21 protein-coding genes are annotated in these 23291 nt (G+C 69.8%); 11 read left to right on the top strand and 10 right to left on the bottom strand.

Annotated elements, in window-relative coordinates; translation table 11 throughout:
- Positions 1-193: 193 nt before the first annotated feature.
- Complete coding sequence (locus tag ACIBK4_RS23840) at positions 194-1123, top strand: sugar ABC transporter substrate-binding protein (protein ID WP_398997242.1); 930 nt, start codon at positions 194-196, stop codon at positions 1121-1123.
- 73 nt (positions 1124-1196) lie between these two features.
- On the opposite strand, the gene ACIBK4_RS23835 is transcribed toward ACIBK4_RS23840, so the two are convergent.
- The 7 genes from ACIBK4_RS23835 to ACIBK4_RS23805 form a co-directional block, all read right to left on the bottom strand.
- Entirely contained in the window at positions 1197-1598 is a 402-nt protein-coding gene (locus ACIBK4_RS23835; RefSeq protein ID WP_398997241.1) for a rhodanese-like domain-containing protein, read from the bottom strand.
- Complete coding sequence (locus ACIBK4_RS23830; RefSeq protein ID WP_366436452.1) at positions 1595-2134, bottom strand: cysteine dioxygenase; 540 nt, start codon at positions 2132-2134, stop codon at positions 1595-1597. Before ACIBK4_RS23830 ends, ACIBK4_RS23835 begins: the two co-directional genes overlap by 4 nt.
- 241 nt (positions 2135-2375) lie before the next feature.
- Positions 2376-3971, bottom strand: a complete 1596-nt coding sequence (locus tag ACIBK4_RS23825; RefSeq protein ID WP_398997238.1) for an FAD-dependent monooxygenase — start codon at positions 3969-3971, stop codon at positions 2376-2378.
- Between the two features lie 545 nt (positions 3972-4516).
- Entirely contained in the window at positions 4517-5425 is a 909-nt protein-coding gene (locus ACIBK4_RS23820) for an amino acid ABC transporter permease (protein ID WP_398997236.1), read from the bottom strand.
- Complete coding sequence (locus tag ACIBK4_RS23815) at positions 5422-6087, bottom strand: amino acid ABC transporter permease (protein ID WP_366436448.1); 666 nt, start codon at positions 6085-6087, stop codon at positions 5422-5424. The genes ACIBK4_RS23820 and ACIBK4_RS23815 overlap by 4 nt, the downstream gene beginning before the upstream one ends.
- 76 nt (positions 6088-6163) lie before the next feature.
- Positions 6164-6997, bottom strand: a complete 834-nt coding sequence (locus tag ACIBK4_RS23810; RefSeq protein WP_366436447.1) for a glutamate ABC transporter substrate-binding protein — start codon at positions 6995-6997, stop codon at positions 6164-6166.
- Positions 6998-7103: 106 nt separating this feature from the next.
- Positions 7104-7880 (bottom strand): amino acid ABC transporter ATP-binding protein, encoded by a 777-nt coding sequence (locus ACIBK4_RS23805; protein WP_366098002.1) that lies wholly within the window; start codon positions 7878-7880, stop codon positions 7104-7106.
- 289 nt (positions 7881-8169) lie between these two features.
- On the opposite strand from ACIBK4_RS23805, the gene ACIBK4_RS23800 reads away from it, so the two are divergent.
- Together ACIBK4_RS23800 and ACIBK4_RS23795 are read left to right on the top strand one after the other, a co-directional pair.
- Positions 8170-8856: a response regulator transcription factor gene (locus ACIBK4_RS23800; RefSeq protein WP_318019219.1), complete on the top strand. Its 687-nt coding sequence runs from the start codon at positions 8170-8172 to the stop codon at positions 8854-8856.
- A 9-nt stretch (positions 8857-8865) separates the two neighbouring features.
- Positions 8866-10278, top strand: coding sequence for an ATP-binding protein (locus ACIBK4_RS23795; protein ID WP_398997232.1), 1413 nt, complete (start codon positions 8866-8868; stop codon positions 10276-10278).
- Between the two features lie 77 nt (positions 10279-10355).
- On the opposite strand, the gene ACIBK4_RS23790 is transcribed toward ACIBK4_RS23795, so the two are convergent.
- A complete protein-coding gene (locus ACIBK4_RS23790; RefSeq protein ID WP_398997230.1) occupies positions 10356-11354 on the bottom strand; it encodes a TAXI family TRAP transporter solute-binding subunit in 999 nt (332 codons plus the stop codon).
- A 222-nt stretch (positions 11355-11576) separates the two neighbouring features.
- Here ACIBK4_RS23790 and ACIBK4_RS23785 point away from each other — a divergent pair, with 222 nt between their 5' ends.
- From ACIBK4_RS23785 to ACIBK4_RS23775, 3 genes are all read left to right on the top strand, one after another.
- Positions 11577-11981: a MazG nucleotide pyrophosphohydrolase domain-containing protein gene (locus ACIBK4_RS23785; RefSeq protein WP_398997228.1), complete on the top strand. Its 405-nt coding sequence runs from the start codon at positions 11577-11579 to the stop codon at positions 11979-11981.
- 63 nt (positions 11982-12044) lie between these two features.
- Positions 12045-13562 (top strand): tRNA (N6-isopentenyl adenosine(37)-C2)-methylthiotransferase MiaB, encoded by a 1518-nt coding sequence (miaB, locus tag ACIBK4_RS23780; protein WP_398997226.1) that lies wholly within the window; start codon positions 12045-12047, stop codon positions 13560-13562.
- A gap of 153 nt (positions 13563-13715) precedes the next feature.
- Positions 13716-14459, top strand: a complete 744-nt coding sequence (locus ACIBK4_RS23775) for a class III extradiol dioxygenase subunit B-like domain-containing protein (RefSeq protein ID WP_398997224.1) — start codon at positions 13716-13718, stop codon at positions 14457-14459.
- Between the two features lie 515 nt (positions 14460-14974).
- Here the strand turns inward: ACIBK4_RS23775 and ACIBK4_RS23770 are convergent.
- Positions 14975-15292, bottom strand: a complete 318-nt coding sequence (locus tag ACIBK4_RS23770) for an antitoxin (RefSeq protein ID WP_398997222.1) — start codon at positions 15290-15292, stop codon at positions 14975-14977.
- Positions 15293-15315: 23 nt separating this feature from the next.
- Entirely contained in the window at positions 15316-15546 is a 231-nt protein-coding gene (locus ACIBK4_RS23765; protein ID WP_398997220.1) for a hypothetical protein, read from the bottom strand.
- Positions 15547-15795: 249 nt separating this feature from the next.
- Between ACIBK4_RS23765 and miaA the strand changes: the two genes are divergently transcribed.
- The 5 genes from miaA (at position 15796) to ACIBK4_RS23740 (ending at position 23229) form a co-directional block, all read left to right on the top strand.
- Positions 15796-16734 (top strand): tRNA (adenosine(37)-N6)-dimethylallyltransferase MiaA, encoded by a 939-nt coding sequence (miaA, locus tag ACIBK4_RS23760; RefSeq protein WP_398997219.1) that lies wholly within the window; start codon positions 15796-15798, stop codon positions 16732-16734.
- 108 nt (positions 16735-16842) lie between these two features.
- The gene (locus ACIBK4_RS23755; RefSeq protein WP_366436477.1) at positions 16843-17343 is read left to right on the top strand and encodes a hypothetical protein; all 501 of its coding nucleotides are present in this window, start codon (positions 16843-16845) and stop codon (positions 17341-17343) included.
- Positions 17344-17401: 58 nt separating this feature from the next.
- Complete coding sequence (gene dapF / locus ACIBK4_RS23750) at positions 17402-18271, top strand: diaminopimelate epimerase (RefSeq protein WP_398997217.1); 870 nt, start codon at positions 17402-17404, stop codon at positions 18269-18271.
- A gap of 283 nt (positions 18272-18554) precedes the next feature.
- Complete coding sequence (locus tag ACIBK4_RS23745) at positions 18555-20717, top strand: RelA/SpoT family protein (RefSeq protein WP_398997215.1); 2163 nt, start codon at positions 18555-18557, stop codon at positions 20715-20717.
- 934 nt (positions 20718-21651) lie between these two features.
- Complete coding sequence (locus tag ACIBK4_RS23740) at positions 21652-23229, top strand: M1 family metallopeptidase (RefSeq protein ID WP_398997213.1); 1578 nt, start codon at positions 21652-21654, stop codon at positions 23227-23229.
- Positions 23230-23291 lie beyond the last annotated feature (62 nt).

Below are 23291 nucleotides of genomic sequence, written 5' to 3'. Positions count from 1 at the left end.
TTTGGCGCGGGGGTAGCTTCTGCTGCCGACCCCAGGTCCTCAGGTCCCCCGCTCGCTGAGCCCTCGGCCCTCCCCGCCTGCTGAGCCGCAGTCAGGCCTGCCCGAGTGCCCCCGGCCGCTTCGCCGACCGGTCCTCGTACGCCCTGAAAGGCGGCCCCCGTTGTCCCTGTCCGCTCACCACCGAAGAACACTGGTGGTCCTCCTGGTCGGAACCGGTCTCTTACTGAGCGGCTGCGGACTGGAGTCCAGTGCCACGCCCGCCGACGACGGGCCCACCATCCTCGGGTTCGTCAACGGCGGCAGCACCGAGTTCCACACCTGTCTCCAGGAGTCGATCGAGAACACGGCCAAGAGCAACTTCGCGAAGCTCGTCACGGCCGACTCGCATCAGGACGCCTCGCAGGAGCTGGCCAACATCCAGAACATGATCGCGCGCCATGTCGACGCGATCATCGTGCAGACCGTCAACACCACCGCGCTCAAGAGCGACATCGCCAAGGCCAAGAGCGCGCACATCCCGATCTTCCTGACCTCGGTCAGCGCCGACCCGAACGACATCCTCGGGGCCGTCGTCGTCGACCTGAAGACGGTGGGCAAGCTGGACGCCGACTGGATCAAGGACGACGCGGCGGGGCGTGAGGTGCAGGTGGGTGTCATCGCGGGCGCCCCCGGAGCCGCCTCCGACCTCCTCGTCGGCGGTTTCACCAAGGGGCTGCCGGCGAACGCGAAGGTGGTCGCGAACCAGCCCGCCATGTTCGTCGCCGCCAAAGCGAAGATCGTCGCCGAGGGCATGATCAAGGCGCACCCCGATCTGGACTACGTCTTCGTCGCCAACGAGGAGATGGCGTTCGCCGCCCGCAAGGCCTTCGACGCGGCCGGCGGCAAGAAGGTCAAGATCGTGACGGTCAACGGAACCGACGAGGCGCTGGCCGCCCTCAAGGACGGCCGTTTCGCCGCCACCGTCTCCAACTCGGCCAAGGACACCGGCGAACTGGCCGTCACCAACACCATCAGCCTTCTCCGTAAGGAGAAGGTGGAGAAGATCGCCACCACGCCGGCCCGCCTGATCACCAGGTCCAACGCGGACACCGCCCCGCTCTACTGCCCCTCCGACGGGTCGTGAACGGGGCCCGGACTGTCACGTCGTAGACATGATGTCCAGAACGTGACAGACCGCCTTTTCATAGACAGAGTGTCTACGGTGTGACAGGCAGTCCCGCCGCCTTCCAGGACTGGAAGCCGCCGACGAGGTCCGTCGCGCGGTGCAGGCCCAGTTGGTGCAGGGACGCCGCTGCCAGGGTGGACGCGTAGCCCTCGTTGCAGATCACCACGATGCGCAGGTCGTGGTCGGTGGCTTCGGGAGCACGGTGGCTGCCCCGGGGGTCGAGGCGCCACTCCAGTTCGTTGCGCTCGACGACCAGGGCGCCGGGGATCAGACCGTCCCGGTCGCGCAGGGCGGCGTAGCGGATGTCGACCAGGAGGGCGTCGCCGTCGCGGGCAGCTTCGTACGCCGCTCGCGCGTCGATGCGTTCGTAGTCCGCGCGTACCCGCTCCAGCAACTCGTCTATGCCGGGCGGCTGTTCGCGTACGGCACTCACTGCCAGTCCGCCGGGCGCTCGACCTGCTCCAGGCGCAGCACCGGGCCCGTGCGGCTGTAGCGGCGGATCTGCGGGAGCGGCGGGTAGTAGGCGTGGACGGAGATCGCGTGCTCTTCGGAGGACTCGTTGAGCACCTCGTGGACGTGGTGCTGACCGAAGGCGCGGCCCTTGCCGGTCGGCAGGCGCCGTTCGCGGTCCACGCCCTCCTCCAGTTCGAGGGTCTTCCAGCCGTTGCTCGGGAGCCGGGCGGCGAGCGAGTTCTCCTTGAGCTCACCGGCGGCGGTGAGGAAGGCGCCGACCGACTCGGCGTGGTCGTGCCAGCCCGTCCCGCTGCCGGGCGGCCAGCCGATCAGCCACGCCTCGCTGCCGCCGGGACCTTCGAGCCGCACCCAGGTGCGGCCCTCGGGGTCGAGGGGGAGTGAGGCGATGAGCTCGGCGTCGGCGGCCGTACGCCGGACGAAGTCGAGCAGGTCGGCTTGCGTCGGGGCCTGGGAGGGCGCGGCGGGGGACACGGGGGCAGAAGGGGAGACAGACACGTGCACCGTCCTGATGAGTGTTCGCGAGGGTGCGCGCAGGCATCACGACAGTGGCGCGCGCGGGTGAGAGAGATGCGAATTCAGCAGGCGACGAGACACACGCAGCCCACGTAGCGGACGAGGTCCAGGTGGACCTTCCGCCAGAGGTGGACAGAGGTGTCGGTCATGGTCCGGAGTACAGCACGGCGGTGCTGGCCGGTCAACTCAGCGTCACTATGTGGACAGTTCGGATACGCGGGTCTCAGCGCGAGCCGGCTGTGGCCTCCGTCTTCGCAGGGCCGCCGAGGGTCGCCTCGGCCGCCGCGTACAGGTCGGCCGGACGCACCCCGCTCAGCGCGGTGACCAGGTGTCCGTCGGGCCGTACGAGGAGGACGGTGTGGGCGGCGGCGCCCGGGTAGCTCTCGGCGACCAGCAGCTCGGCCGGGTGCGGCAGCGCCGTCACGGCGGCCGCCAGGCGGGGCATGATTCCGGCGGTCACCCAGTGCTTGCGCTCCCACACGCCCGTGCCCGGCGCGACCAGGACGACCAGCAGGGAGCCGCGCCCGAGACGGTCCCGCAGCCGTACGAAGGCGCCGTCCTCGGCGGTGACCAGGACATCGGTGACCGGCGCGCCCGGCGGGGTGTCCACGGGGACCTCCGCCTCGATGTGCCGGGGCGCGAGGGGCGAGTCGGCGTACGCCCCAGGCGCACCGAGCGCGCCGTGCCCCAAGTGACCGTCTGTGAGCAGCACGTCATGGCCGCGGGCCGAGCCGGGCACGACCGCGCGCAGCCCGGCGCCGCCGCGCACCATCGGCAGCGCCTGGTCGGCGGCGCGCAGCCGGGCGGCCACGACCGCCCGCCGTTCCGCCTGATAACTGTCGAGCAGCGCCTCGTGCGGCCCGTGGTGCCAGGCCGGTGCCAGCTTCCAAGCGAGGTTGTCGGCGTCCCGCAGCCCCTCGTCCAGCCCCTGCGTCCCGAGCGCCCCCAGCAGATGCGCCGCGTCCCCGGCGAGAAACACCCGCCCCACCCGCCACCGCCGCGCGAGCCGGTGGTGCACGGTGTGCACACCGGTGTCGAGCAGTTCGTACGGCGGGGTCGGGCCCTCGGTCCAGCCCGCGAGCGTCTCCCTGATGCGGGCCAGCAGCAGCTCGGGGGTGACCAGGTCCTTGCCCGGCGGCAGCAGCCAGTCCAGGCGCCACACGCCGTCCGGGAGGGGGCGTCCGGTGACCTCCCCGGCCGAGGGTCCGGACGTCCGCCACGGCGGCACCCGATGCAACAACGCCTGGTCGGGCCACGGAAGTTCCGTGCGCAGCGCGGCCACGGCGTGTCGCTCCACCGCCGTGCGGCCGGGGAAGCGGATGTCGAGGAGTTTGCGCACGGTCGAGCGCGGGCCGTCGCAGCCGACCAGGTAACTGCCGCGCCACCAGGTGCCCTTGGGGCCGCGGGTGTGGGCGGTGACGCCGGAGGGCTCCTGTTCGAGCGAGTCGAGGCGGTTGTCCGTGGCGATCTTCACGAGCCGCTCGCCCGCGAGGGCCTGCCGGAGGGCGCCGGTGAGGACGTGCTGGGCGATGTGCAGGGGGGCGGGCTCGGTCTCGTCGAACGTGATCTCGCGCATCACCTGCTTGCGCCGCATCGACCGCCATCCGGCCCAGCGCGTTCCGAGCTCGGCGAGGGGTGCGCCGGTCAGTCGCTCCAGGAGTGCTGCGGTGTCCTCCCGCAGAACGACGGTGCGCGCGGGGCGCGGTTCGTCCTTGCCCGGACCCTCGTCGAGGAGGACGGAGGGCACCTCCTGCCGCGCCAGTGCCAGGGCGAGCGTGAGCCCGACGGGCCCCGCCCCGACGATGATCACCGGGTCCACGGTGCGGCGCCCCCTGCCCGTGACGGTGTCCTCAGGGACGCATGTGAACAGGAAGTTGGAGCAGGGTGCACGATCACAGAACGTATGCAACCTATTGCCGGTGCTTGCGTCAAGTGACGGAGGGGAGTGGCGCCCGGGCGGATCCCTGTACCGGTCAGCCGCGCGCCGACTGGGGATGCACAGGCCGCACTCCCGGCGCTTGCGCTGTGTGCGAGCCATGCCTCCCGCGCGGCATGAAAACGTGTAGGGGCACCGAGCCCGGCGCGTTCCCCGGGCGACCAGGCGTAGAACCTCTTGCTCTCTGCGGCTCAGGCGACGGACTATTTCGCGGGCGGATTCTTCCTGAGATGTCGTCGCACTGGTTCTCGCTGAATGCGGAGTCTGCCGCCCGGTTACGTGGTCGGCTGGCGGAAGCTGCAAAGTGACTGTGATCTGCAAGCCGCAAGACGACCCAGTCGATCCAACGGATACGGCGTCCCATCCAGAAATCGGATGGGATGCCGTATCCGTCGAGTTGCCTTCGCTCCATTGTGTGGAAAGGCAACCTATTCCTTGATCCCGCCGCCCGACCGGGGCAGGGTATGGCCTACGACGTCGAGGTCGTCGATCATTTCCACTCCGACCACCGCACCCGTGCTCTTCTTGCTGCGCCTGAGCCTGGATTCCAGTCGGCTCGCGAAAGTCGTGAGCGCGAAATTGAGCGCAATGAAGATCACGGCAACGACCGTGAAGCTCGCGATTGTGTTGCCGTAGTAACCGATCATCGTGTTCGCCGACGAGAGCAGTTCCGGGAAAGTGAGGACTGCGCCGCCCAGGGCCGTGTCCTTCACGATCACGACGAGTTGGCTGACGATGGCCGGCAGCATCGCCGTGACCGACTGCGGCAGCAGGATGAGCCGCATGACCTGGTTCTTGCGCAGGCCGATCGCCATCGCTGCCTCGGACTGGCCCTTGGGCAGGGACAGGATGCCGGCCCGGACGATCTCCGCGAGGACCGCCGCGTTGTACAGCACGAGGCCGGTGACGACCGCGTACAGCGGGCGGTCGTCCGAACTGACATCGGTGTAGTTGGCGTAGAGGGCGAGTCCGAAGATCATCAGGACCAGTACCGGGATGGCCCGGAAGAACTCCACCACGACCGAGACCGGTACCCGGATCCAGGCGTGGTCGGAGAGCCGGGCGATGCCCAGTACGGCACCGAGCGGGAATGCGATGACCATGGCCAGGGCCGCGGCCTTCAACGTGTTCTGCAGGCCCGGCCAGATGTAGGTGGACCACGCTTCGGTGCCGCTGAAGAACGGCTTCCACAGGGCCCATTCGAGCTGGCCCTTGTCGTCGAGACCGGCGTACACCCAATACGCCACCGCCGCGAAGACGACCACGAAGATGCCGCTGAAGAACACGTTGCGCCGTTTGGCGCGCGGCCCCTGGGCGTCGTAGAGAACGGAACTCATCGCTTTATCGCCACCTTCTTGCCCACCCAGCCGAGGATCAGGCCGGTCGGCAACGTGAGGATCACGAAGCCCAGGGCGAAGATCGCGGCGATCGGGATCAGCTGCGCCTCGTTCTCGACCATGGACTTCATCAGGGTCGCCGCCTCGGCGACACCGATCGCGGCGGCCACCGTGGTGTTCTTCGTGAGTGCGATCAGGACGTTCGTCAGCGGGCCGACGGACGAACGGAACGCCTGTGGCAGGACGACCAGCCGCAGCACCTGCGAGAAGCTGAAACCGATCGCGCGGGCCGCTTCCGCTTGTCCGACCGGCACCGTGTTGATGCCGGACCGCACCGCCTCGCACACGAACGCCGACGTGTAGGCCACGAGGCCGAGAACAGCGAGCCGGAAGTTGACGGTGTCGATGACCTTCGAACCGAGGTCGATGCCAAAGGTGTTGTGCAGGCCCAGTGACGTGAACAGGATGATCACGGTCAAGGGAATGTTCCGCACGGTATTCACATATATGGTGCCGAAACCGCGCATCAGGGGTATCGGGCCGACGCGCATCGCGGCCAGCAACGTGCCCCAGACCAGGGAGCCGACGGCGGCGATCAGCGTCAGTTGCACCGTCGTCCAGAAGGCGCCCAGTAGGTCGTAACCTTCAAGAAAGTCGAACACGATCTCCCGTGCTTCCGCGTGTAGGGATACCCGGGTACGCCATCCCTCAGGAACGGCGCACCCCTGGGACGTTGCCTCAGCTCTTGATGTCGCCGATCTTCGGTGCGGGCTCGTTCTTGTAGTTCGCCGGGCCGAAGTTCTTCTTCACGGCCGCGGCCCAGGAGCCGTCGGAGACCATCGACTCCAGGGCGGTGTTGATCTTCGCCTTGAGGTCGCTGCCCTTCTTGACGCCGATGCCGTAGTTCTCGTTGGTCATCTTGAAGCCGCCGAGCTTGAACTTGCCCTTGTACTGGGCCTGGGAGGCGTAACCGGCGAGGATCGCGTCATCCGTGGTGAGCGCGTCGATGGCACCGTTCTGTACACCGGTCAGACACGCCGAGTAGGCCGGGTACTGCTGCAGTTGGGCCTTGGGCGCCAGCGTGTCCTTGACGTTCTGGGCCGAGGTCGAGCCGGTCACCGAGCACAGCTTCTTGCTGTTGAGGGACGACGGCGACGTGATGGAGTTGTCGTCGGCGCGGACCAGGACGTCCTGGTGCGCGAGCAGGTACGGGCCGGCGAAGTCGACCTTCTTCTGGCGCTCCGGGGTGATCGAGTACGAGGCGGCGATGAAGTCCACGTCACCGCGCTGCAGCATCGTCTCGCGGTCGGCGCTCTTGGACTCCTTCCACTCGATCTGCTTCGCGCTGTAACCGAGTTTCTTGGCGACGTAGGTGGCGACGTCCACGTCGAAGCCGGCGTAGCCCTGCGGGGTCTTCTGGCCGATACCGGGCTGATCGAACTTGATGCCGACGGTGATCTTCTTCCCGCCGGAGGAACCGCTGTCCTTGCTGTCGCTGGAGCCGCACGCCGTGGCGGCCAGGGCGAGGGCGAGGACGGCTGCCGAGGCGGCGGTGGCCTTGTGGAGCTGCATGGCGAACTTCCTTCGAGACTGAGGGAGGCGAAGAATTGAGGGCCCGTCATGGGCTTGAGGGCCCGTCATGGGCGGAGATGCGGAAGTGGTGCGAGGCGCGTGGTCGTCAGTGGTGAAGGATCTTCGACAGGAAGTCCTTGGCCCGGTCGCTGCGCGGGTTGCTGAAGAACTGGTCCGGCACGGCCTCTTCGACGATGCGGCCGTCGGCCATGAAGACCACTCGGTTGGCGGCCGAGCGGGCGAAGCCCATCTCATGGGTGACGACGATCATCGTCATCCCGTCCCGGGCGAGCTGCTGCATGACCTCCAGCACCTCGTTGATCATCTCCGGGTCGAGCGCCGAGGTCGGCTCGTCGAAGAGCATCACCTTGGGGTCCATGGCCAGCGCCCGCGCGATGGCGACGCGCTGCTGCTGACCGCCGGACAGCTGGGCCGGGTACTTGTCGGCCTGGGTGGCCACGCCGACCCGGTCGAGCAGCGCCCGGGCCTTCTCCTCGGCCTGCTTCTTGTCGGCCTTGCGGACCTTGATCTGGCCCAGCATCACGTTTTCGAGCACGGTCTTGTGCGCGAAGAGGTTGAAGGACTGGAAGACCATTCCGACGTCCGCACGCAGTCGGGCCAACTCCCTGCCCTCCTGGGGCAGCGGCTTGCCGTCGATCGTGATCGAACCCGAATCGGTCGTCTCCAGGCGGTTGATGGTGCGGCACAGAGTGGACTTCCCGGACCCCGAGGGCCCGATCACCACGACGACTTCGCCGCGGGCGATCGTCAGATCGATGTCCTGGAGAACGTGCAACGCGCCGAAGTGCTTGTTGACGCTCTTCAGGACGACGAGTTCGCCGGTCGCGGCCACATCTTCCTTGGCCACCGATACTTCGGTCATCGCTTGCTGGCTCCGTCCTCGTCGGTTGCGGAGGACAGTAGTGAGGCCGTGCGACCAGCGTCATCACATCTGAGCGAGATCTGAGCATCACGATCGGATAGCAATCGGACACGAGTCGTAGCACTTTGTCGCCGGGATCCGTACCGGCTGGATAACGGAAGCCGCGCGCAACCGGAACCCACTTGACGGCGTCTTCGTCCATCAGCGTGACTGCCTGGGTGCACGCGCGCGTGAGACGTGCTTTTGTACAGCCCGACACCATACGAACGATGAACCGGAGGGGGCCGGGATGAGACTGCTCCTCGTCGAGGACGACAACCATGTCGCCGCCGCTCTGTCCGCGGTCCTGGCGCGGCACGGATTCGACGTCACGCACGCCCGCAGCGGCGAGGAGGCCCTCCAGGCACTCGTCCCCGAGAGCGACGGCTTCGGTGTCGTCCTTCTCGACCTCGGCCTGCCCGACCAGGACGGCTACGAGGTCTGCGGCAAGATCCGCAAGCGCACCAGCACCCCGGTGATCATGGTGACCGCCCGCTCCGACGTGCGCTCCCGCATCCACGGCCTCAACCTCGGAGCCGACGACTACGTAGTGAAGCCCTACGACACCGGGGAGCTGCTCGCCCGTATCCACGCCGTCAGCCGGCGCAGCGTCCACGAGGACGCGAGCGGCGACGGCGACACCGCGCTGCGGCTCGGCCCGGTGCGCATCGAACTGCCCACCCGGCAGGTCACCGTGGACGGTTCGGTCGTCCAACTGACCCGCAAGGAGTTCGATCTGCTGGCGCTGCTGGCACAGCGCCCAGGAGTGGTGTTCCGGCGGGAGCAGATCATCAGCGAGGTGTGGCGCACCAGTTGGGAGGGCACGGGACGCACCCTGGAGGTGCATGTCGCGTCCCTGCGCGCCAAGCTACGGATGCCCGCGCTGATCGAGACCGTACGAGGCGTGGGCTACCGGCTCGTCGCTCCGGCCGCGTAGCGGGCACGGGTGCGCACACGTCTCCTCCCGCTGCTCATCGTCCTGATGGCGGCCGTTCTGCTCGCGCTCGGCGTGCCGCTCGCCATCAGCGTCGCCAAGGCGCAGCAGCAGAAGGTGATCGTCGACCGGATCGACGACACCGCGCGGTTCGCGGCCCTCGCCCAGTTCGTCACCGACGTGCCCACGGGATCACGCCCAGCGGACACGGCCCCGGACGAACGCCAGCAGACCTTGGACCGCGAACTCGCCAGCTACTACGAGGTCTACGGCATCCGCGCGGGCGTCTTCTACCGCACCGACACCTCCATGGCGAACGCGCCGGACGACTTCCTGGTGCCCAAGACGGGCGAGGTGCGCGACGCGTTCGCCGAGGCGCTCCTCAGCCGCCGCAGCCACGACCCGGAACAGGTCTGGCCCTGGCAGCGCCACCGCCTGGTCGTCGCCTCGCCGGTGATCCGGGACGGTGACGTCATCGCGGTCGTGGTCACCGACTCGCCCACCGGGCCGATGCGTTCACGGACCCTGCGCGGCTGGCTGACGATCGGCGCCGGCGAGATCGCCGCGATGCTGCTGGCCGTCGGCGCGGCCCTACGGCTGACCGGCTGGGTCCTGCGCCCCGTACGGGTCCTCGACGCCACCACCCACGACATCGCCACCGGACGTCTCAAGTCCCGGGTCGCGGCCGCCGGCGGGCCGCCGGAACTTCAGCGCCTGGCCCGTTCGTTCAACGAGATGGCGGACAACGTCGAGGACGTGCTGGAGCAGCAGCGCGCCTTCGTCGCCGACGCCTCGCACCAGTTGCGCAACCCGCTCTCGGCGCTGCTGCTGCGCATCGAACTGCTCGCACTCGAACTGCCGGAGGACAACGACGAGATCGCCTCGGTCCGCACCGAGGGCAAACGCCTGACCCAGGTCCTGGACGACCTGCTCGACCTGGCCCTGGCCGAGCACGCGGACGCGGACCTCAGGATCACCGACATCGGCGCGCTGACCGCCGAGCGCGTCGCGGCCTGGGCACCGACCGCCGAGGCCAAGGGCGTCCGGCTGGTGGGCAGTTGCCCGCCCACCACGGCCTGGGCCGACCCGGTCACGCTGTCCAGCGCGCTGGACGCGGTGATCGACAACGCGGTGAAGTTCACGCCCGAGGACAAGTCCGTCGAGGTGACGGTCGCGTCGAACGGCGAGACCTCGACCGTCGTCGTCACGGACCAGGGCCCGGGCCTCACCGAGGACGAACTCGCCCGCGTCGGCGACCGCTTCTGGCGCAGCGGCCGCCACCAGAACATCAAGGGCTCCGGCCTCGGCCTGTCCATCTCCCACGTCCTGCTGGCCGCGGGCGGCGGCTCCCTCACGTACGCCCACCACGAGCCGCACGGCCTCAAGGTGACCGTGTCGGTGCCCAGGAGCGGCCCTGCGGCCTGAACGGGCGGCTCAGGGGCGGGTGTTGAGGTTCCGGGGCCTGAGCGGCGGCCCAGGCCCTCGCGGCGCGCTCTACGGCTCTACGGCTTGACGGAGCGGTAGTAGCGCCGGGCGCCCTCGTGAAGGGCCAGGGGGTCGGTGTAGATCGCCGTCCGCAGGTCCACGAGTTGCGCGGAGTGCACATGCGCGCCGATGCCGTCCCGGCTCTTGATCACGGTCTTGGTGATCCACTCGGTGAGCCGGGGGTTGAGGTCCGCGCGGGTCATCAGCAGGTTGGACACGGCGATGGTCGGCACGGTGGCCCCCCGCTGGATGCTCGGGTAGGCCGACTCCGGCATGTTGGTGGCGCGGTAGTAGCGGGTGGCGTCGCCCTGCTCGTGCATCTTGGCGACCAAGGTGGCCTCTATGGGCACGAACCGGAACGAGTAATGGGCGGCGAGGTCCTTCAGGCCGTCCGTCGGCAGCCCGCCGGACCAGAAGAACGCGTCGATCTTGCCGTGCTTGAGCAGGTCCGGTCCGGTGTCGATACCGGCCGCCACCGGCTCGACGCCCTTCTTCGGGTCGATGCCGGCCGCCGTGAGCACCCGGTCGGCGATCAGCCGCACACCCGAACGGTCGGGCCCTATGGCCACCCGCTTGCCCCGCAGGTCGGAGACCGAGGCGATGTCCGAGTCCTGCGGGACGATGAGCTGGACGTAGTCGTCGTACAGCCGCGCGATCCCGCGCAGCTTGGACGCACCGGGCTTGCCGTCCATCTCGTACGTCTCCACCGCGTCGGCGGCGGCGATGGTGAAGTCGGCGTGACCGGTCGCCACGCGCGCGACGTTCTCCTGCGACCCGTCGCTGTTCACCAGCGTCACCTTGAGGCCCGGCATGTCCTTGTCGAGCTCGGTGCGCAGGAGCTTGCCGTACTCCTGGTAGACCCCGAGCGGGGTCCCGGTGCTGAAGGTGATCGACCCGGTCGGCGGTTCGTCGCCCAGGGGCATCAGCCACCACAGCAACAGCCCGAGCGCGACGAAGCCGGCGGCCGCGCCCTGGAGGGCCCGGCGCCTGCTGATACGGGAGAACACCTTGAGCATGCGCGCGATCCTGCCAGTCGGTGCGCGGTGCTGACCAGGGCAGGGCAGGGCGGAGGTGGGGCGAGGGAGTCGGTGATCGACGGCAACGGGGCTCGGGTCACGTGGTCCTCAAGGAGGGCAGCGGGGGAGTGCGTGCGCCCCGGGGCTGCGAGCACATCTGCCCGACAGACCATGTGGACCCGGCGGTCCGGGGGTGTCAGTGGCGGCCACTAAGGTCGTGGCATGAGTTCTTCGCCCGCCGACCTGGTCCGCGAATTCCATCTGGCCTTCGGGCTCGACGCCCGCAGCACACCCACCGAGGTCGCCCCCGACCTGGCCGCCCACAGAGGCGAGCTGCTCGCGGAAGAGGCCGCGGAGGTCGCCGAGGTCTCGGTGACCGGCCCCCTCGACAAGCTGGCACACGAGTTGGCCGACGTCGTCTACGTCGCGTACGGCACGGCCCTCGTCCACGGCGTCGACCTCGACGCGGTGATCGCCGAGATCCACCGCTCCAACATGACGAAGGTCGGCCCGAACGGCGAGATCTCCCGCCGGGCCGACGGCAAGGTGCTCAAGGGGGAGCACTACGAGGTGCCGGATGTGTCCGGGGTGCTGCGCAAGCAGGGGTGGGGCGCGGGCGACGAGTGAGATGAGGCTCGGCGGTTTTCGGCCGCCGGGAGAGTCACTCCCGGCACCGCCTACCCTTGTCACATGAGCAGCGGTGACCGGAGCGGGGCAGTGGACGTCAAAACGTACGAAGTGCGCACCTACGGGTGCCAGATGAACGTTCACGATTCCGAGCGGCTCTCCGGTCTCCTGGAGGGTGCCGGTTACGTGCGTGCGCCCGAGGGTTCGGACGGGGACGCGGACGTCGTCGTCTTCAACACCTGCGCCGTGCGCGAGAACGCCGACAACCGGCTCTACGGCAACCTCGGGCGGCTCGCCCCGATGAAGACGAAGCGTCCCGGGATGCAGATCGCCGTCGGCGGCTGCCTCGCCCAGAAGGACCGCGACACCATCGTGAAGAAGGCGCCCTGGGTGGACGTCGTCTTCGGCACGCACAACATCGGCAAGCTGCCGGTCCTGCTGGAACGCGCGCGTGTGCAGGAAGAGGCGCAGGTCGAGATCGCGGAGTCCCTGGAGGCCTTCCCCTCTACGCTGCCGACCCGGCGCGAGAGCGCCTACGCGGCCTGGGTGTCGATCTCCGTCGGCTGCAACAACACGTGCACCTTCTGCATCGTCCCGGCGCTGCGCGGCAAGGAGAAGGACCGTCGCACCGGCGACATCCTCGCCGAGATCGAGGCCTTGGTCGGCGAGGGCGTCTCCGAGATCACGCTGCTCGGCCAGAACGTCAACGCGTACGGCTCCGACATCGGCGACCGCGAGGCCTTCAGCAAGCTGCTCCGCGCGTGCGGCACGATCGAGGGCCTTGAGCGCGTCCGGTTCACCTCCCCGCACCCGCGCGACTTCACCGACGACGTCATCGCAGCGATGGCCGAAACGCCGAACGTGATGCCGCAGCTGCACATGCCCATGCAGTCCGGCTCCGACTCGATCCTCAAGGCCATGCGCCGGTCCTACCGCCAGGAGCGCTACCTGGGGATCATCGAGAAGGTCCGCGCGTCCATCCCGCACGCCGCCATCACCACGGACATCATCGTGGGCTTCCCCGGGGAGACCGAGGAGGACTTCGAGCAGACGATGCACGCGGTCCGCGAGGCCCGCTTCGCGCAAGCGTTTACGTTCCAGTACTCCAAGCGGCCCGGCACCCCGGCCGCGACCATGGAGAACCAGATCCCCAAGGAGGTCGTCCAGGAGCGCTACATGCGTCTGGTCGCCCTCCAGGAGGAGATCTCCTGGGACGAGAACAAGAAGCAGATCGGCCGCACCCTGGAGCTGATGGTCGCCGAGGGTGAGGGCCGCAAGGACGGCGCCACCCACCGCCTCTCCGGGCGCGCCCCCGACAACCGCCTCGTCCACTTCACCAAGCCGGACCAGGACGTCCGCCCCGGTGACGTGGTGACGGTCGAGATCACGTACGCCGCCCCGCACCACCTCCTCGCCGAGGGCCCCGCCCTGGACGTGCGCCGCACGCGCGCGGGTGACGCCTGGGAGAAGCGCAACGCCGCCGAGACCGCCAAGCCGGCCGGTGTGATGCTGGGCCTGCCGAAGATCGGCGCACCCGCGCCGCTGCCGGTCGCCACGGGGAGCGGTTGCGGCTGCGACTGAGGTCGTCGCCCCCTGAGCGAACTGCGCCGGGACGACGGCTCGCCCTTGTGGGGCACGACTGTGTGAGGCGTGCCCTTACGGGACGCGACCACGTGGCACGTGCCCTGTGGACTGTCGGCGTGCCTTGTCCGTCGCCTTGTTAGTGTTCCGGCCATGCTCGTAGCCGCCGCTGTCTGCCCCTGCCCGCCGCTCCTCGTCCCCGATGTCGCCGCAGGTGCCGCGCCCGAACTGGCCGCGGCGCGGGCCGCGTGCACCGACGCGCTGGGCGTGCTCGCCGCCGCCCGGCCCGACCGCCTGGTGGTCGTCGGGCCCGCCGAGCAGAACGGACGCGGGCCGCATCCCGAGGGCACCCGGGGTTCGTTCCGAGGCTTCGGCGTGGATCTCGACGTACGGCTGGGTGGGAACGGGCACAGGAACGGGGACCGTGACGGGGATGGCGATGCGGCGTCGGAGCGGGAGCTTCCGCCCTCGCTCGCGGTCGCCGCGTGGCTGCTGGAGCGGACCGGGTGGTCCGACGCCCCGATCGAAGGACTCGGCGTGGGGGAACCTCTTGAGGCCGAGCGGTGTATTCAAACCGGGAGGGACATCGTCGCGTCGGCCGACCGGGTCGCGCTGCTGGTGATGGGCGACGCCAGCGCGTGCCGGACGCTGAAGGCGCCGGGCTATCTCGACGAGCGGGCCGCGCCCTTCGACGCGGAGGTCGCGCGTGCGCTGGGGGCGGCGGACGTGGCGGCCATCAAGGGGCTGGACACCGAGCTGGCGTATGAACTGAAGGCGTCGGGCCGGTCCTCCTGGCAGGTGCTTGCGGGGGCGGCGGAGGGGGCGGGTCTTGGCGGGGCTTTGTTGTACGAGGACGCGCCTTACGGGGTCGGTTACGTGGTCGCTACCTGGTCGTAAGTGTCGTAAGTCTGGAGGCGGGTGCACGCGGTGGCGGGAGTGGAGTGCTCTGTGCGCCGAGCGCGTGGGCGGGGAGTGACTTGGTCTGGGTGAGCGTCGGTCGCGGCGGCGGGGAGTGACCTAGGCGTTGCCCGTGCGGGGTGCGGGGTGCGGGGTGCGGGGTGCGGGGTGCGGCGTCGAGCGGCATGCGTTGCGCCCGAGTGGGGCGGGGACGGTGCCTGGTGGCGGTGCCTGCGGAGGTGGTCCTCTGTGGTCGTCCTGGGGCGAAGCCTGCCTGTGCCCGGCGCGCGTGACACGCATCGGCTTGCCACAGCCGTCGCGCAGGTGCCACGCGGCGGGTCCGACGCTGCCGTAGCGCCCACGCCCCCACACTCGCCCTGCCCTGCCCTGCCCTGCCCTGCCCCGCTCCGAACCGGGCCCACCCTCCGGCGTCCCGCGCCCCGGCCCACGAAACGGCGGACGGCCGGGGAGCCATACGCCCCGCGGCCGTCCGCCGATCGATGTGCAGGTGCCGTTCAGGAAGCCGGCGGGGTCGAGCCCGGCGGCGTGGTCGTGCCGCTGCCCTCCGGCCCCGTGCTGCCTGGAGTGCCGGCGCTCCCAGGAGCCCCCGTGCTACCCGTGTCGCCCTGGTGCGCGAGTCGGTCCATGGCGTCCTTGGCCTTGCCCGTGCCCGTCTGGATCTTGTCGCTGTACTTGCCCTTGGTCTTCTCGTCGACCATTTTCGCGGCCTTGTCCAGGCCGTTCTCGATCTTGCCTCCGTGCTGCTGCGCGAGGCCCGAGACCTTGTCCTTCGCCGGGGCGAGTTTGGCCTTCAAACTGTCCATCAGACCCATGGTTCACCTTTCACGCGGGGCAGTTACGTTCGGGCGCCTTCACCGGCCTCGTTGTCGGCGGCCACTTCGGCGGACTGCTGCTTGGGGATCTCGACGCTGTCGGCAGTGCCCGTGACGTCCATGGCCTCGGTGGGTTCGACGGCCTCCGTCGCCGTCGCCTCCGCCGCTTCCTCGACCCCTGCCCCCGCCTCGGTCTCCGACACCTCGTCCGCCGCTTCGGCCGTCAGCGCCTCGGCCGTCTCCGTGTCGGCCACCGCTTCGGCGGTTGACGCCTCCTCCGTAGCCTTCGACCTCCGAAGAAGCCGGTCAAAAACGCCCATATCAACTCCATACGTTACTCGTGCGGGCGAAATCCCGCGTAGCCCGGTGCGTCCGTTTGCGTCGCCCGGGTCACCGCCTCCCGAAACCGGCGGCGGGATACCTCGCAACGGGCAACGACCCCGCGCGCGTGCTGTCACGTAACTCGTTCGAGGCGAGGGTCCGACGTTTGCGAGACTGGGAACGTGAGCAGCGCACCCCCCGCCCCCCGAGTCATCGCCGTCGTCGGACCGACCGCGGCCGGAAAGTCCGATCTGGGCGTCTTCCTGGCCCAGCGCCTAGGTGGCGAGGTCGTCAACGCCGACTCCATGCAGCTCTACCGAGGGATGGACATCGGCACCGCCAAGCTGACGCCCGAGGAGCGCGCCGGCGTCCCGCACCACCTCCTGGACATCTGGGACGTGACGGTCACGGCGTCCGTCGCCGAGTACCAGCGGCTCGCCCGTGAGCGCATCGACGCACTGCTCGCCGAGGGCCGCTGGCCGATCCTGGTCGGCGGTTCCGGGCTGTACGTGCGCGGGGCGGTCGACAACCTGGAGTTCCCCGGTACCGACCCCGAGGTCCGGGCCCGCCTGGAGGAGGAGCTCGCCCTGCGCGGCTCCGGCGCCCTGCACGCCCGCCTGGCCGCCGCCGACCCCGAGGCCGCGCACGCGATCCTGCCGAGCAACGGCCGCCGTATCGTCCGCGCCCTGGAGGTCATCGAGATCACCGGCAAGCCCTTCACCGCCAACCTCCCCGGCCACGACTCGGTCTACGACACCGTCCAGATCGGCGTCGACGTGGCGCGCCCCGAACTCGACGAGCGCATCGCGCGCCGGGTCGACCGGATGTGGGACGCGGGGCTCGTCGACGAGGTGCGGGAGCTGGAGGCGCGCGGGCTGCGCGAGGGGGTCACGGCGTCCCGTGCGCTCGGCTATCAGCAGGTGCTCGCGGCGCTCGCGGGGGAGTGCACGGAACAGGAGGCGCGCGCGGAGACCGTGCGTGCCACCAAGCGCTTCGCGCGCCGTCAGGATTCGTGGTTCAGGCGCGATCCCCGGGTGCACTGGTTGAGTGGGGCTGCGGCGGATCTCACAGAACTGCCGCACCTGGCACTGGCGTTGGTCGAACGACCGGTTACAGCCTGATCACGTCCTGGCATCGGGACGCTCCGGCCGCCGTTCCGGCCTTCGGGGGCGTGCCATCATCGAGCTTCGATCGACCAAGTGGAGTCCGAGTTGGGAGGGCGCGTGGCGATGGAGGCCGGCCCTCGCGACACCGCAGAAGGCATCGAGCAGGTCACCGCGGACCGTGGTGAACCGGAAGAGGGCGACGGTCGGCTGAGCCCGGACGGCCCGGACGAGATCCAGGGCGGTGTGACCGCCGACGGTCCCGGGCCCGACGAGATGTTCGCCGGTCCCGAGGTCGAGGTCGAGCTCCGCCCGCAGCGCCGTCTGCGGATCTGGCAGCTCGCCCCCATCGTGGCCCTTGCCGCGATCGGCTCCCTGATGTTCTCCTTCCCGCTCGCCTTCGACTTCGGCGACAGCGGGGCCGTGGTCGCCATGCTCGGTCTGCTCATCTGCTCCTGCGCGGCCGGCTGGGGCATGACGGCCGCCCGCCGTGTCGGCCACACCTGGCCCGGCTTCCCGCAGCGCGGCTCCGGCCGCCGCCCGGACTGGCGGGTCGTCATCGCGTACGCCCTGGTGGTGGCCGTAGTGGTGGTCCTGGCCGTGTGGCGCGTGGCCAGACTCCGCTAGCCGCGAGGTCGGTCGGCGGGGTCGCCGGGTTGTCATAGGCACCCCGTACGATCGAGGAATGAGCACGCGGATCGCCTTCCTCAAGGGGCACGGCACCGAGAACGACTTCGTGATCGTCCCGGACCCCGAGAACGTCATCGACCTGTCCCCGGCCGCCGTGGCCGCCCTGTGCGACCGCCGCGCGGGCATCGGCGGCGACGGAGTGCTGCACGTCGTGCGGTCCGCCGCGCACCCCGATGCGCGGGACATGGCCGCCGAGGCGGAGTGGTTCATGGACTACCGCAACAGGGACGGTTCGGTCTCCGAGATGTGCGGCAACGGAGTGCGTGTCTTCGCGCGCTATCTCCAGCGCGCCGGACATGTGGCCGAAGGGGATGTCGCGGTCGCCACGCGCGGGGGCGTCAAGACCGTCCACCTTGCCAAGGACGGGGACGTCACCGTCGGCATGGGCAAGGCCCTTCTCCCCGAAGGGGACGTCACCGTGAGCGTCGGCGAGCGCAGCTGGCCCGCGCGGAACGTGAACATGGGCAACCCGCACGCGGTCGCCTTCGTCGACGACCTCGCGCACGCCGGTGACCTGTACGCCCCGCCGCCCTTCAGCCCGGCCGCCGCCTACCCGGACGGTGTGAACGTGGAGTTCGTGGTCGACCGCGGCCCCGGGCACGTCGCCATGCGCGTGCACGAGCGCGGCGCCGGCGAGACCCGCTCGTGCGGCACGGGCGCGTGCGCGGTCGCCGTGGCCACCGCGCGGAGAGACGGCACCGACCCGGCCGCGACCGGAACGCCCGCGACGTACACCGTCGATGTGCCCGGCGGAACGCTGGTGATCACCGAGCGGCCCGACGGACAGATCGAGATGACGGGTCCCGCGGTGATCGTTGCCGAAGGCGAGATCGATGCGGAGTGGCTGGAAAACGCCATCCGCTGAACGGGTGAATCGCAGCTTCGGCCGCTCCGGACGCCGTGATCCGAAGTCTCCGGTGTCCGGTGCGGCTGGAAACCACGGCTGACGTCCTGACGCATGGCGCAAAACCGTAAACCTCCCGACCTTCGCTCGAATGGGTGATCCGTTTCACGCTCGGCGAGAGGCGGTCAGTCGCACGTGGTGGGCTCGGTAGCATCAAGCACCGGCCCGGACGGGGGATCGAAGATCCCCTGAGCCGAGTACGCCATGGGGCACCCGTCCGCCGGTCAAGCAGCCGGAGGTGCCCATGAGTGCGGAGGCCACGAACCCTGCGACCCCAGGCCCTGTGACCAACACAGTGCCCCGCAGGAAGGCCCGCCCCCGGATCGACCTGCGCCGGCTCGGCCGGGCCGCTCTGCTCGGACCGACCGCGCGCGACCGGCTGCCCGACGCCATCGGCCATGTCGCCGAGGCGCATCGCGCCCACTATCCCGACGCCGACCTCGAACCGCTGCGCCGCGCCTGGGTCCTGGCCGAGTCCTCGCACCGTGGCCAGATGCGCAAGAGCGGTGAGCCGTACATCACACACCCGCTCGCCGTGACCCTGATCCTCGCCGAACTCGGCGCGGAGACCACGACGTTGACGGCCTCTCTGCTCCACGACACCGTCGAGGACACGGAAGTGACCCTCGATCAGGTCGGCAAGGAGTTCGGCGCCGAGGTGCGCTATCTCGTCGACGGCGTCACGAAGTTGGAGAAGGTCGACTACGGCGCCGCGGCCGAGCCGGAGACCTTCCGCAAGATGCTCGTCGCCACCGGCAGCGACGTCCGCGTGATGTCGATCAAACTCGCCGACCGGCTGCACAACATGCGCACCCTGGGCGTGATGCGCCCCGAGAAGCAGGCCCGTATCGCCAAGGTCACCCGGGACGTCCTCATCCCGCTCGCAGAACGGCTCGGCGTCCAGGCGCTCAAGACCGAACTGGAGGATCTTGTCTTCGCGATCCTCCACCCCGAGGAGTACGACCACACCCGCGAGTTGATCGTCGACAACGCCTCCCGCGCGGACGACCCGCTCGCCGAGGTCACCGACGAGGTGCGCGGCGTCCTGCGCGACGCCGGCATCCAGGCCGAAGTCCTCATCCGGCCACGGCACTTCGTCTCCGTACACCGCGTCGCCCGCAAGCGCGGCAGGCTGCGCGGCGCCGACTTCGGCCGCCTCCTGGTGCTCGTGAACGAGGACGCGGACTGTTACGGCGTCCTCGGCGAACTGCACACCTGCCTGAAGCCGGTCGTCTCGGAGTTCAAGGACTTCATCGCCGTCCCCAAGTTCAACCTGTACCAGTCGCTGCACACCGCCGTCGCCCACACCGACGGCCAGGTCGTCGAAGTCCTCATCCGCACCCACCAGATGCACAAGGTCGCCGAGGCCGGCGTCATCGCGCTCGGCAATCCCTACGCTCCTCCTTCGGAGGAGCAACAGGCCGCGAGCGACGGTGAGCGTGCCGACCCGACCCGCCCCGGCTGGCTCTCCCGCCTACTCGACTGGCAGGAGGGCGCGCCCGACCCCGACACCTTCTGGTCGACGCTCCGCGAGGACCTCGCCCAGGACCGCGAGATCACCGTGTACCGGCCCGACGGCGGCACGTTGGGCCTGCCCGACGGCGCGACCTGTGTGGACGCCGCGTACGCGCAGTACGGCGAGGACGCCCACGCCTGCATCGGCGCCCGCGTCAACGGCCGCCTGGCGACCCTCAGCACGGTTCTGAAGGACGGCGACACCGTCCAGCTCCTCATGGGCCAGGACCCGGCCTCCGAGCCCTCCAGGGAGTGGCTGGAGCACGCGCACACGCCCGCCGCCCGGATCGCCATCCAGCGGTGGATCGCGGCGCACCCAGGGACCGGCGACGGACGGGACGCGGACGCGAACGAGGGGGCGCAAAGCGTCCGTTCGGCGCCCCCCGCTTCCGAAGGCACCCCGGACACCGCGGGCATCCCGAACACCGGGGACGCTCCCGCCACCCCGGTCGTCGACCAGCCCGGCGCGACCGTACGGCTCGCCGGCTGCTGCACGCCCGTACCGCCCGACGAGGTCACCGGGTTCTCGGTGCGCGGCGGGGTCGTGACCGTCCACCGCGTGGAGTGCAGTGCGGTGGCGCACATGAAGGGCGTGGGGCGCGCGGAGGTCGGTGTGCGCTGGGGCGACACCACCGAGTGCCGGGTCACGTTGGTAGCCGAATCGTTCGGCCGCCCGCATCTGCTCGCCGATCTCACCGAGGCGATCGCCCTGGAGGGCGCGGAAATCGTCTCGGCGACCGTCGAACCCCCGACCCAGCAACGCGTCCGCCACACCTACACACTTCAACTCCCGGACGCGGCCCACCTCTTGACCCTCATGCGGGCGATGCGCAACGTCCCGGGCGTCTACGACGTGAGCCGGGCGCAGCATCACCACACGACGGCGTTGTGAGCGGGGCGCGGGCTTGGTCACCGGCCCGCCGTGGTGCGTGTCGGCCTTGAGTCGCGTTGGCTTGTTGAGCCGTGCGCAGGGGCTTGGGCCGTGCTGGTTTGTTGAGGCGCGCGCCTGGCTTGAGTCACGCCGGTTGTTGAGACGTGCGCCGGGCTTGGGTCGGGCTGGGGCCTTGCGAGGTGCGCCGGGCTTGGGTTGGGCTGGTCTCTTGAGCTGTGCGCTTGCCTTGAGTGGCCCTGGCTTCTTGCGACGTGCTCCTGCCTTAGCCACTGCGGTCTCTTGAGACGTGCGTCCGCCCTGGGCCGTCCCCGCCCCCGTGCCCGTGGGTACGCGTCCGCTTGGAGCCGCCCCGGCCAGTTGACGTAAGAGTCAGCCTTAAATAGCCAGGGCCTGTTGAGTCACGCGTCCGCGATGCCTCCCGGACGGGGCGTTTGCGACGCGCGTCCGACGTGAGGCCCTCGGAGTTCCAGGGCACGCGCCGATGCCGACCGGCTTGCTCCTCCGAGATCACGCCCCGACTTGAAGCAGCCCGGCTCCTGAGACAAGCGCTGACCTGAAACAGCCCAGCCCTCTGACGCAAGCGCCGACCTGAAACAGCCCAGTTCCCTGAGACAAACGCCCACCCTGAAGCGGCCCAAACCGCACGGGCGCGCTTGAGTTGACCGCCCCAGCACCCTGAAGGCACGCACCGGAAGGGACACGCCTGAAAGTACGCGCCTGAAAGCCCACGCCTGAAAGCGCACGCCCGAAAGCACCCGCCAGCTCACGCCCCCTGGCGCACCACGCGCCGCCCCACGCCCCCGGCGCACCAGGCCGCCAGCCCGCGCCCCCGCTGCACCGAGCGCCCCGTAAACCCCCCTCCAGAAGCCCCCGTTCGAGTGGGCCAGGCGCGAGTCGTCGCCGTAGGCCACGCGCGCGCTGGTACCGGTGGGGCATGCTGCACACCCCCCGCACCGGCCCGACCGTCATCGACACCCCCCGCACCGGCCCGACCGGCAACGGCACCCCCCGCACCGGCCCCGGCGATCCGGCCCCCCGGTCGCGCACCAGGAACCGCCGAAGGCTGAACGCGGCGCTGCTCGCCTCCGCCGTGTCCGTCTGCCTCGTCGCCGCGAGCGCGCCGCCCACGCCCCTGGGAGTCGGTGACCGTCTCTTCCCGACCCTGGGCAACCCGGGCTACGACGTCGCGTCGTACGACCTCTCGTTCACGTATCCCGGTAGCAACAGCAAGCCGCTGCAGGCCGTGACCACGATCGACGCGTGGACGACCGAGAGGCTGGACCGGATCAACCTGGACTTCGCGCACGGCACCGTGGACTCGGTCGAGGTCGACGGCCGGCCGGCCACCTTCGCCAGTGCCGACGAGGATCTGGTCGTGACTCCGGAGAGGCCGATTTCCGAGGGGAGTTGGACGCGGATCACCGTGCGGCACACCAGCGACCCGGTGTCCGCCAAGGGCCAGGACGGCGGCTGGGTGCGCACCAAGGACGGGCTCGCGATGGCCAACCAGGCCGACGCCGGGCACCTGGTGTTCCCGTGCAACGACCATCCCTCCGACAAGGCGATGTTCACCATCAGGGTCACCGCCCCCAACGCCTACACCGCCGTCGCCAACGGACTCCCGGCCGGCGTCGACAAGGTCGGCGGGAACACCACCTGGACGTACCGCACCCAGCACCCCATGGCCACCGAACTCGCCCAGGTGTCCATCGGCCGCTCCGCCGTGCTGCACCGCACCGGACCGCACGACCTGCCGATGCGTGACGTCGTACCCGCCAAGGACGCCAAGCAGCTCGAACCGTGGCTCAAGAAGACCCCCGACCAGATCGCCTGGATGGAGAGCAAGGTCGGCCGGTACCCCTTCGAGACGTACGGGCTGCTCATGGCCGACGCGTCCACCGGCTTCGAACTCGAGACCCAGACGATCTCTCTCTTCGAGAGAGATCTCTTCACCCAGCCCGCCTACCCCAAGTGGTACGTCGAGTCGATCATGGTGCACGAACTGTCCCATCAGTGGTTCGGCGACAGCGTCAGCCCCCGCACCTGGTCCGACCTGTGGCTCAACGAAGGACACGCCACCTGGTACGAGGAGCTGTACGCCGAGGAGAAGGCGCACCGGCCCATGGAGACGCGCATGAAGGCGGCCTACGCGGCCTCCGACCGCTGGCGCGCCGCCGGTGGACCGCCCGCACTCCCCAAGGCGCCCGCGCCCGGCCAGAAGATCAGCATCTTCCGCCCCAACGTCTACGACGGCGCCGCCCTCGCCCTCTACGCCCTGCGCCAGGAGATCGGTCGCCCGGCATTCGAACGCCTGGAGCGCACCTGGGTGAGCGTCCACCGGGACGGCACGGCCACCACCGCCGACTTCGAGGAACTCGCCTCCGCGATCTCCGGCCGCGACCTGAGTGACTTCTTCCAGGGCTGGCTCTACGGCGAGAAGACCCCGCCGATGCCGGGTCACCCGGACTGGACGTCGCAGGCACCGGTGAAGCAGGGCCGTGACGGGCAGTAAATAAGGCAGTGACGTGGCGATCCGCGCCGTGCGACCATCTTCAGGTCGGCGGCGCGGGTCAC

This window comes from Streptomyces sp. NPDC050528 (genome assembly GCF_044457795.1).
GTDB lineage: Bacteria > Actinomycetota > Actinomycetes > Streptomycetales > Streptomycetaceae > Streptomyces.
Note: the sequence above shows the minus strand (reverse complement) of the source record. Positions and strands in the feature narration are given on the sequence as shown.

Bases quoted from the DNA above. Each gene is read 5' to 3' on its own strand.
- ACIBK4_RS23740 (WP_398997213.1), top strand. From the start codon at position 21,652: ATGCTGCACACCCCCCGCACCGGCCCGACCGTCATCGACACCCCCCGC.
- ACIBK4_RS23755 (WP_366436477.1), top strand. From the start codon at position 16,843: ATGGAGGCCGGCCCTCGCGACACCGCAGAAGGCATCGAGCAGGTCACC.
- ACIBK4_RS23790 (WP_398997230.1), bottom strand. From the start codon at position 11,354: ATGCTCAAGGTGTTCTCCCGTATCAGCAGGCGCCGGGCCCTCCAGGGC.
- ACIBK4_RS23820 (WP_398997236.1), bottom strand. From the start codon at position 5,425: ATGAGTTCCGTTCTCTACGACGCCCAGGGGCCGCGCGCCAAACGGCGC.
- ACIBK4_RS23785 (WP_398997228.1), top strand. From the start codon at position 11,577: ATGAGTTCTTCGCCCGCCGACCTGGTCCGCGAATTCCATCTGGCCTTC.
- dapF (WP_398997217.1), top strand. From the start codon at position 17,402: ATGAGCACGCGGATCGCCTTCCTCAAGGGGCACGGCACCGAGAACGAC.
- ACIBK4_RS23810 (WP_366436447.1), bottom strand. From the start codon at position 6,997: ATGCAGCTCCACAAGGCCACCGCCGCCTCGGCAGCCGTCCTCGCCCTC.
- ACIBK4_RS23775 (WP_398997224.1), top strand. From the start codon at position 13,716: ATGCTCGTAGCCGCCGCTGTCTGCCCCTGCCCGCCGCTCCTCGTCCCC.
- ACIBK4_RS23800 (WP_318019219.1), top strand. From the start codon at position 8,170: ATGAGACTGCTCCTCGTCGAGGACGACAACCATGTCGCCGCCGCTCTG.
- miaB (WP_398997226.1), top strand. From the start codon at position 12,045: ATGAGCAGCGGTGACCGGAGCGGGGCAGTGGACGTCAAAACGTACGAA.
- ACIBK4_RS23770 (WP_398997222.1), bottom strand. From the start codon at position 15,292: ATGGGTCTGATGGACAGTTTGAAGGCCAAACTCGCCCCGGCGAAGGAC.
- ACIBK4_RS23745 (WP_398997215.1), top strand. From the start codon at position 18,555: ATGAGTGCGGAGGCCACGAACCCTGCGACCCCAGGCCCTGTGACCAAC.
- ACIBK4_RS23805 (WP_366098002.1), bottom strand. From the start codon at position 7,880: ATGACCGAAGTATCGGTGGCCAAGGAAGATGTGGCCGCGACCGGCGAA.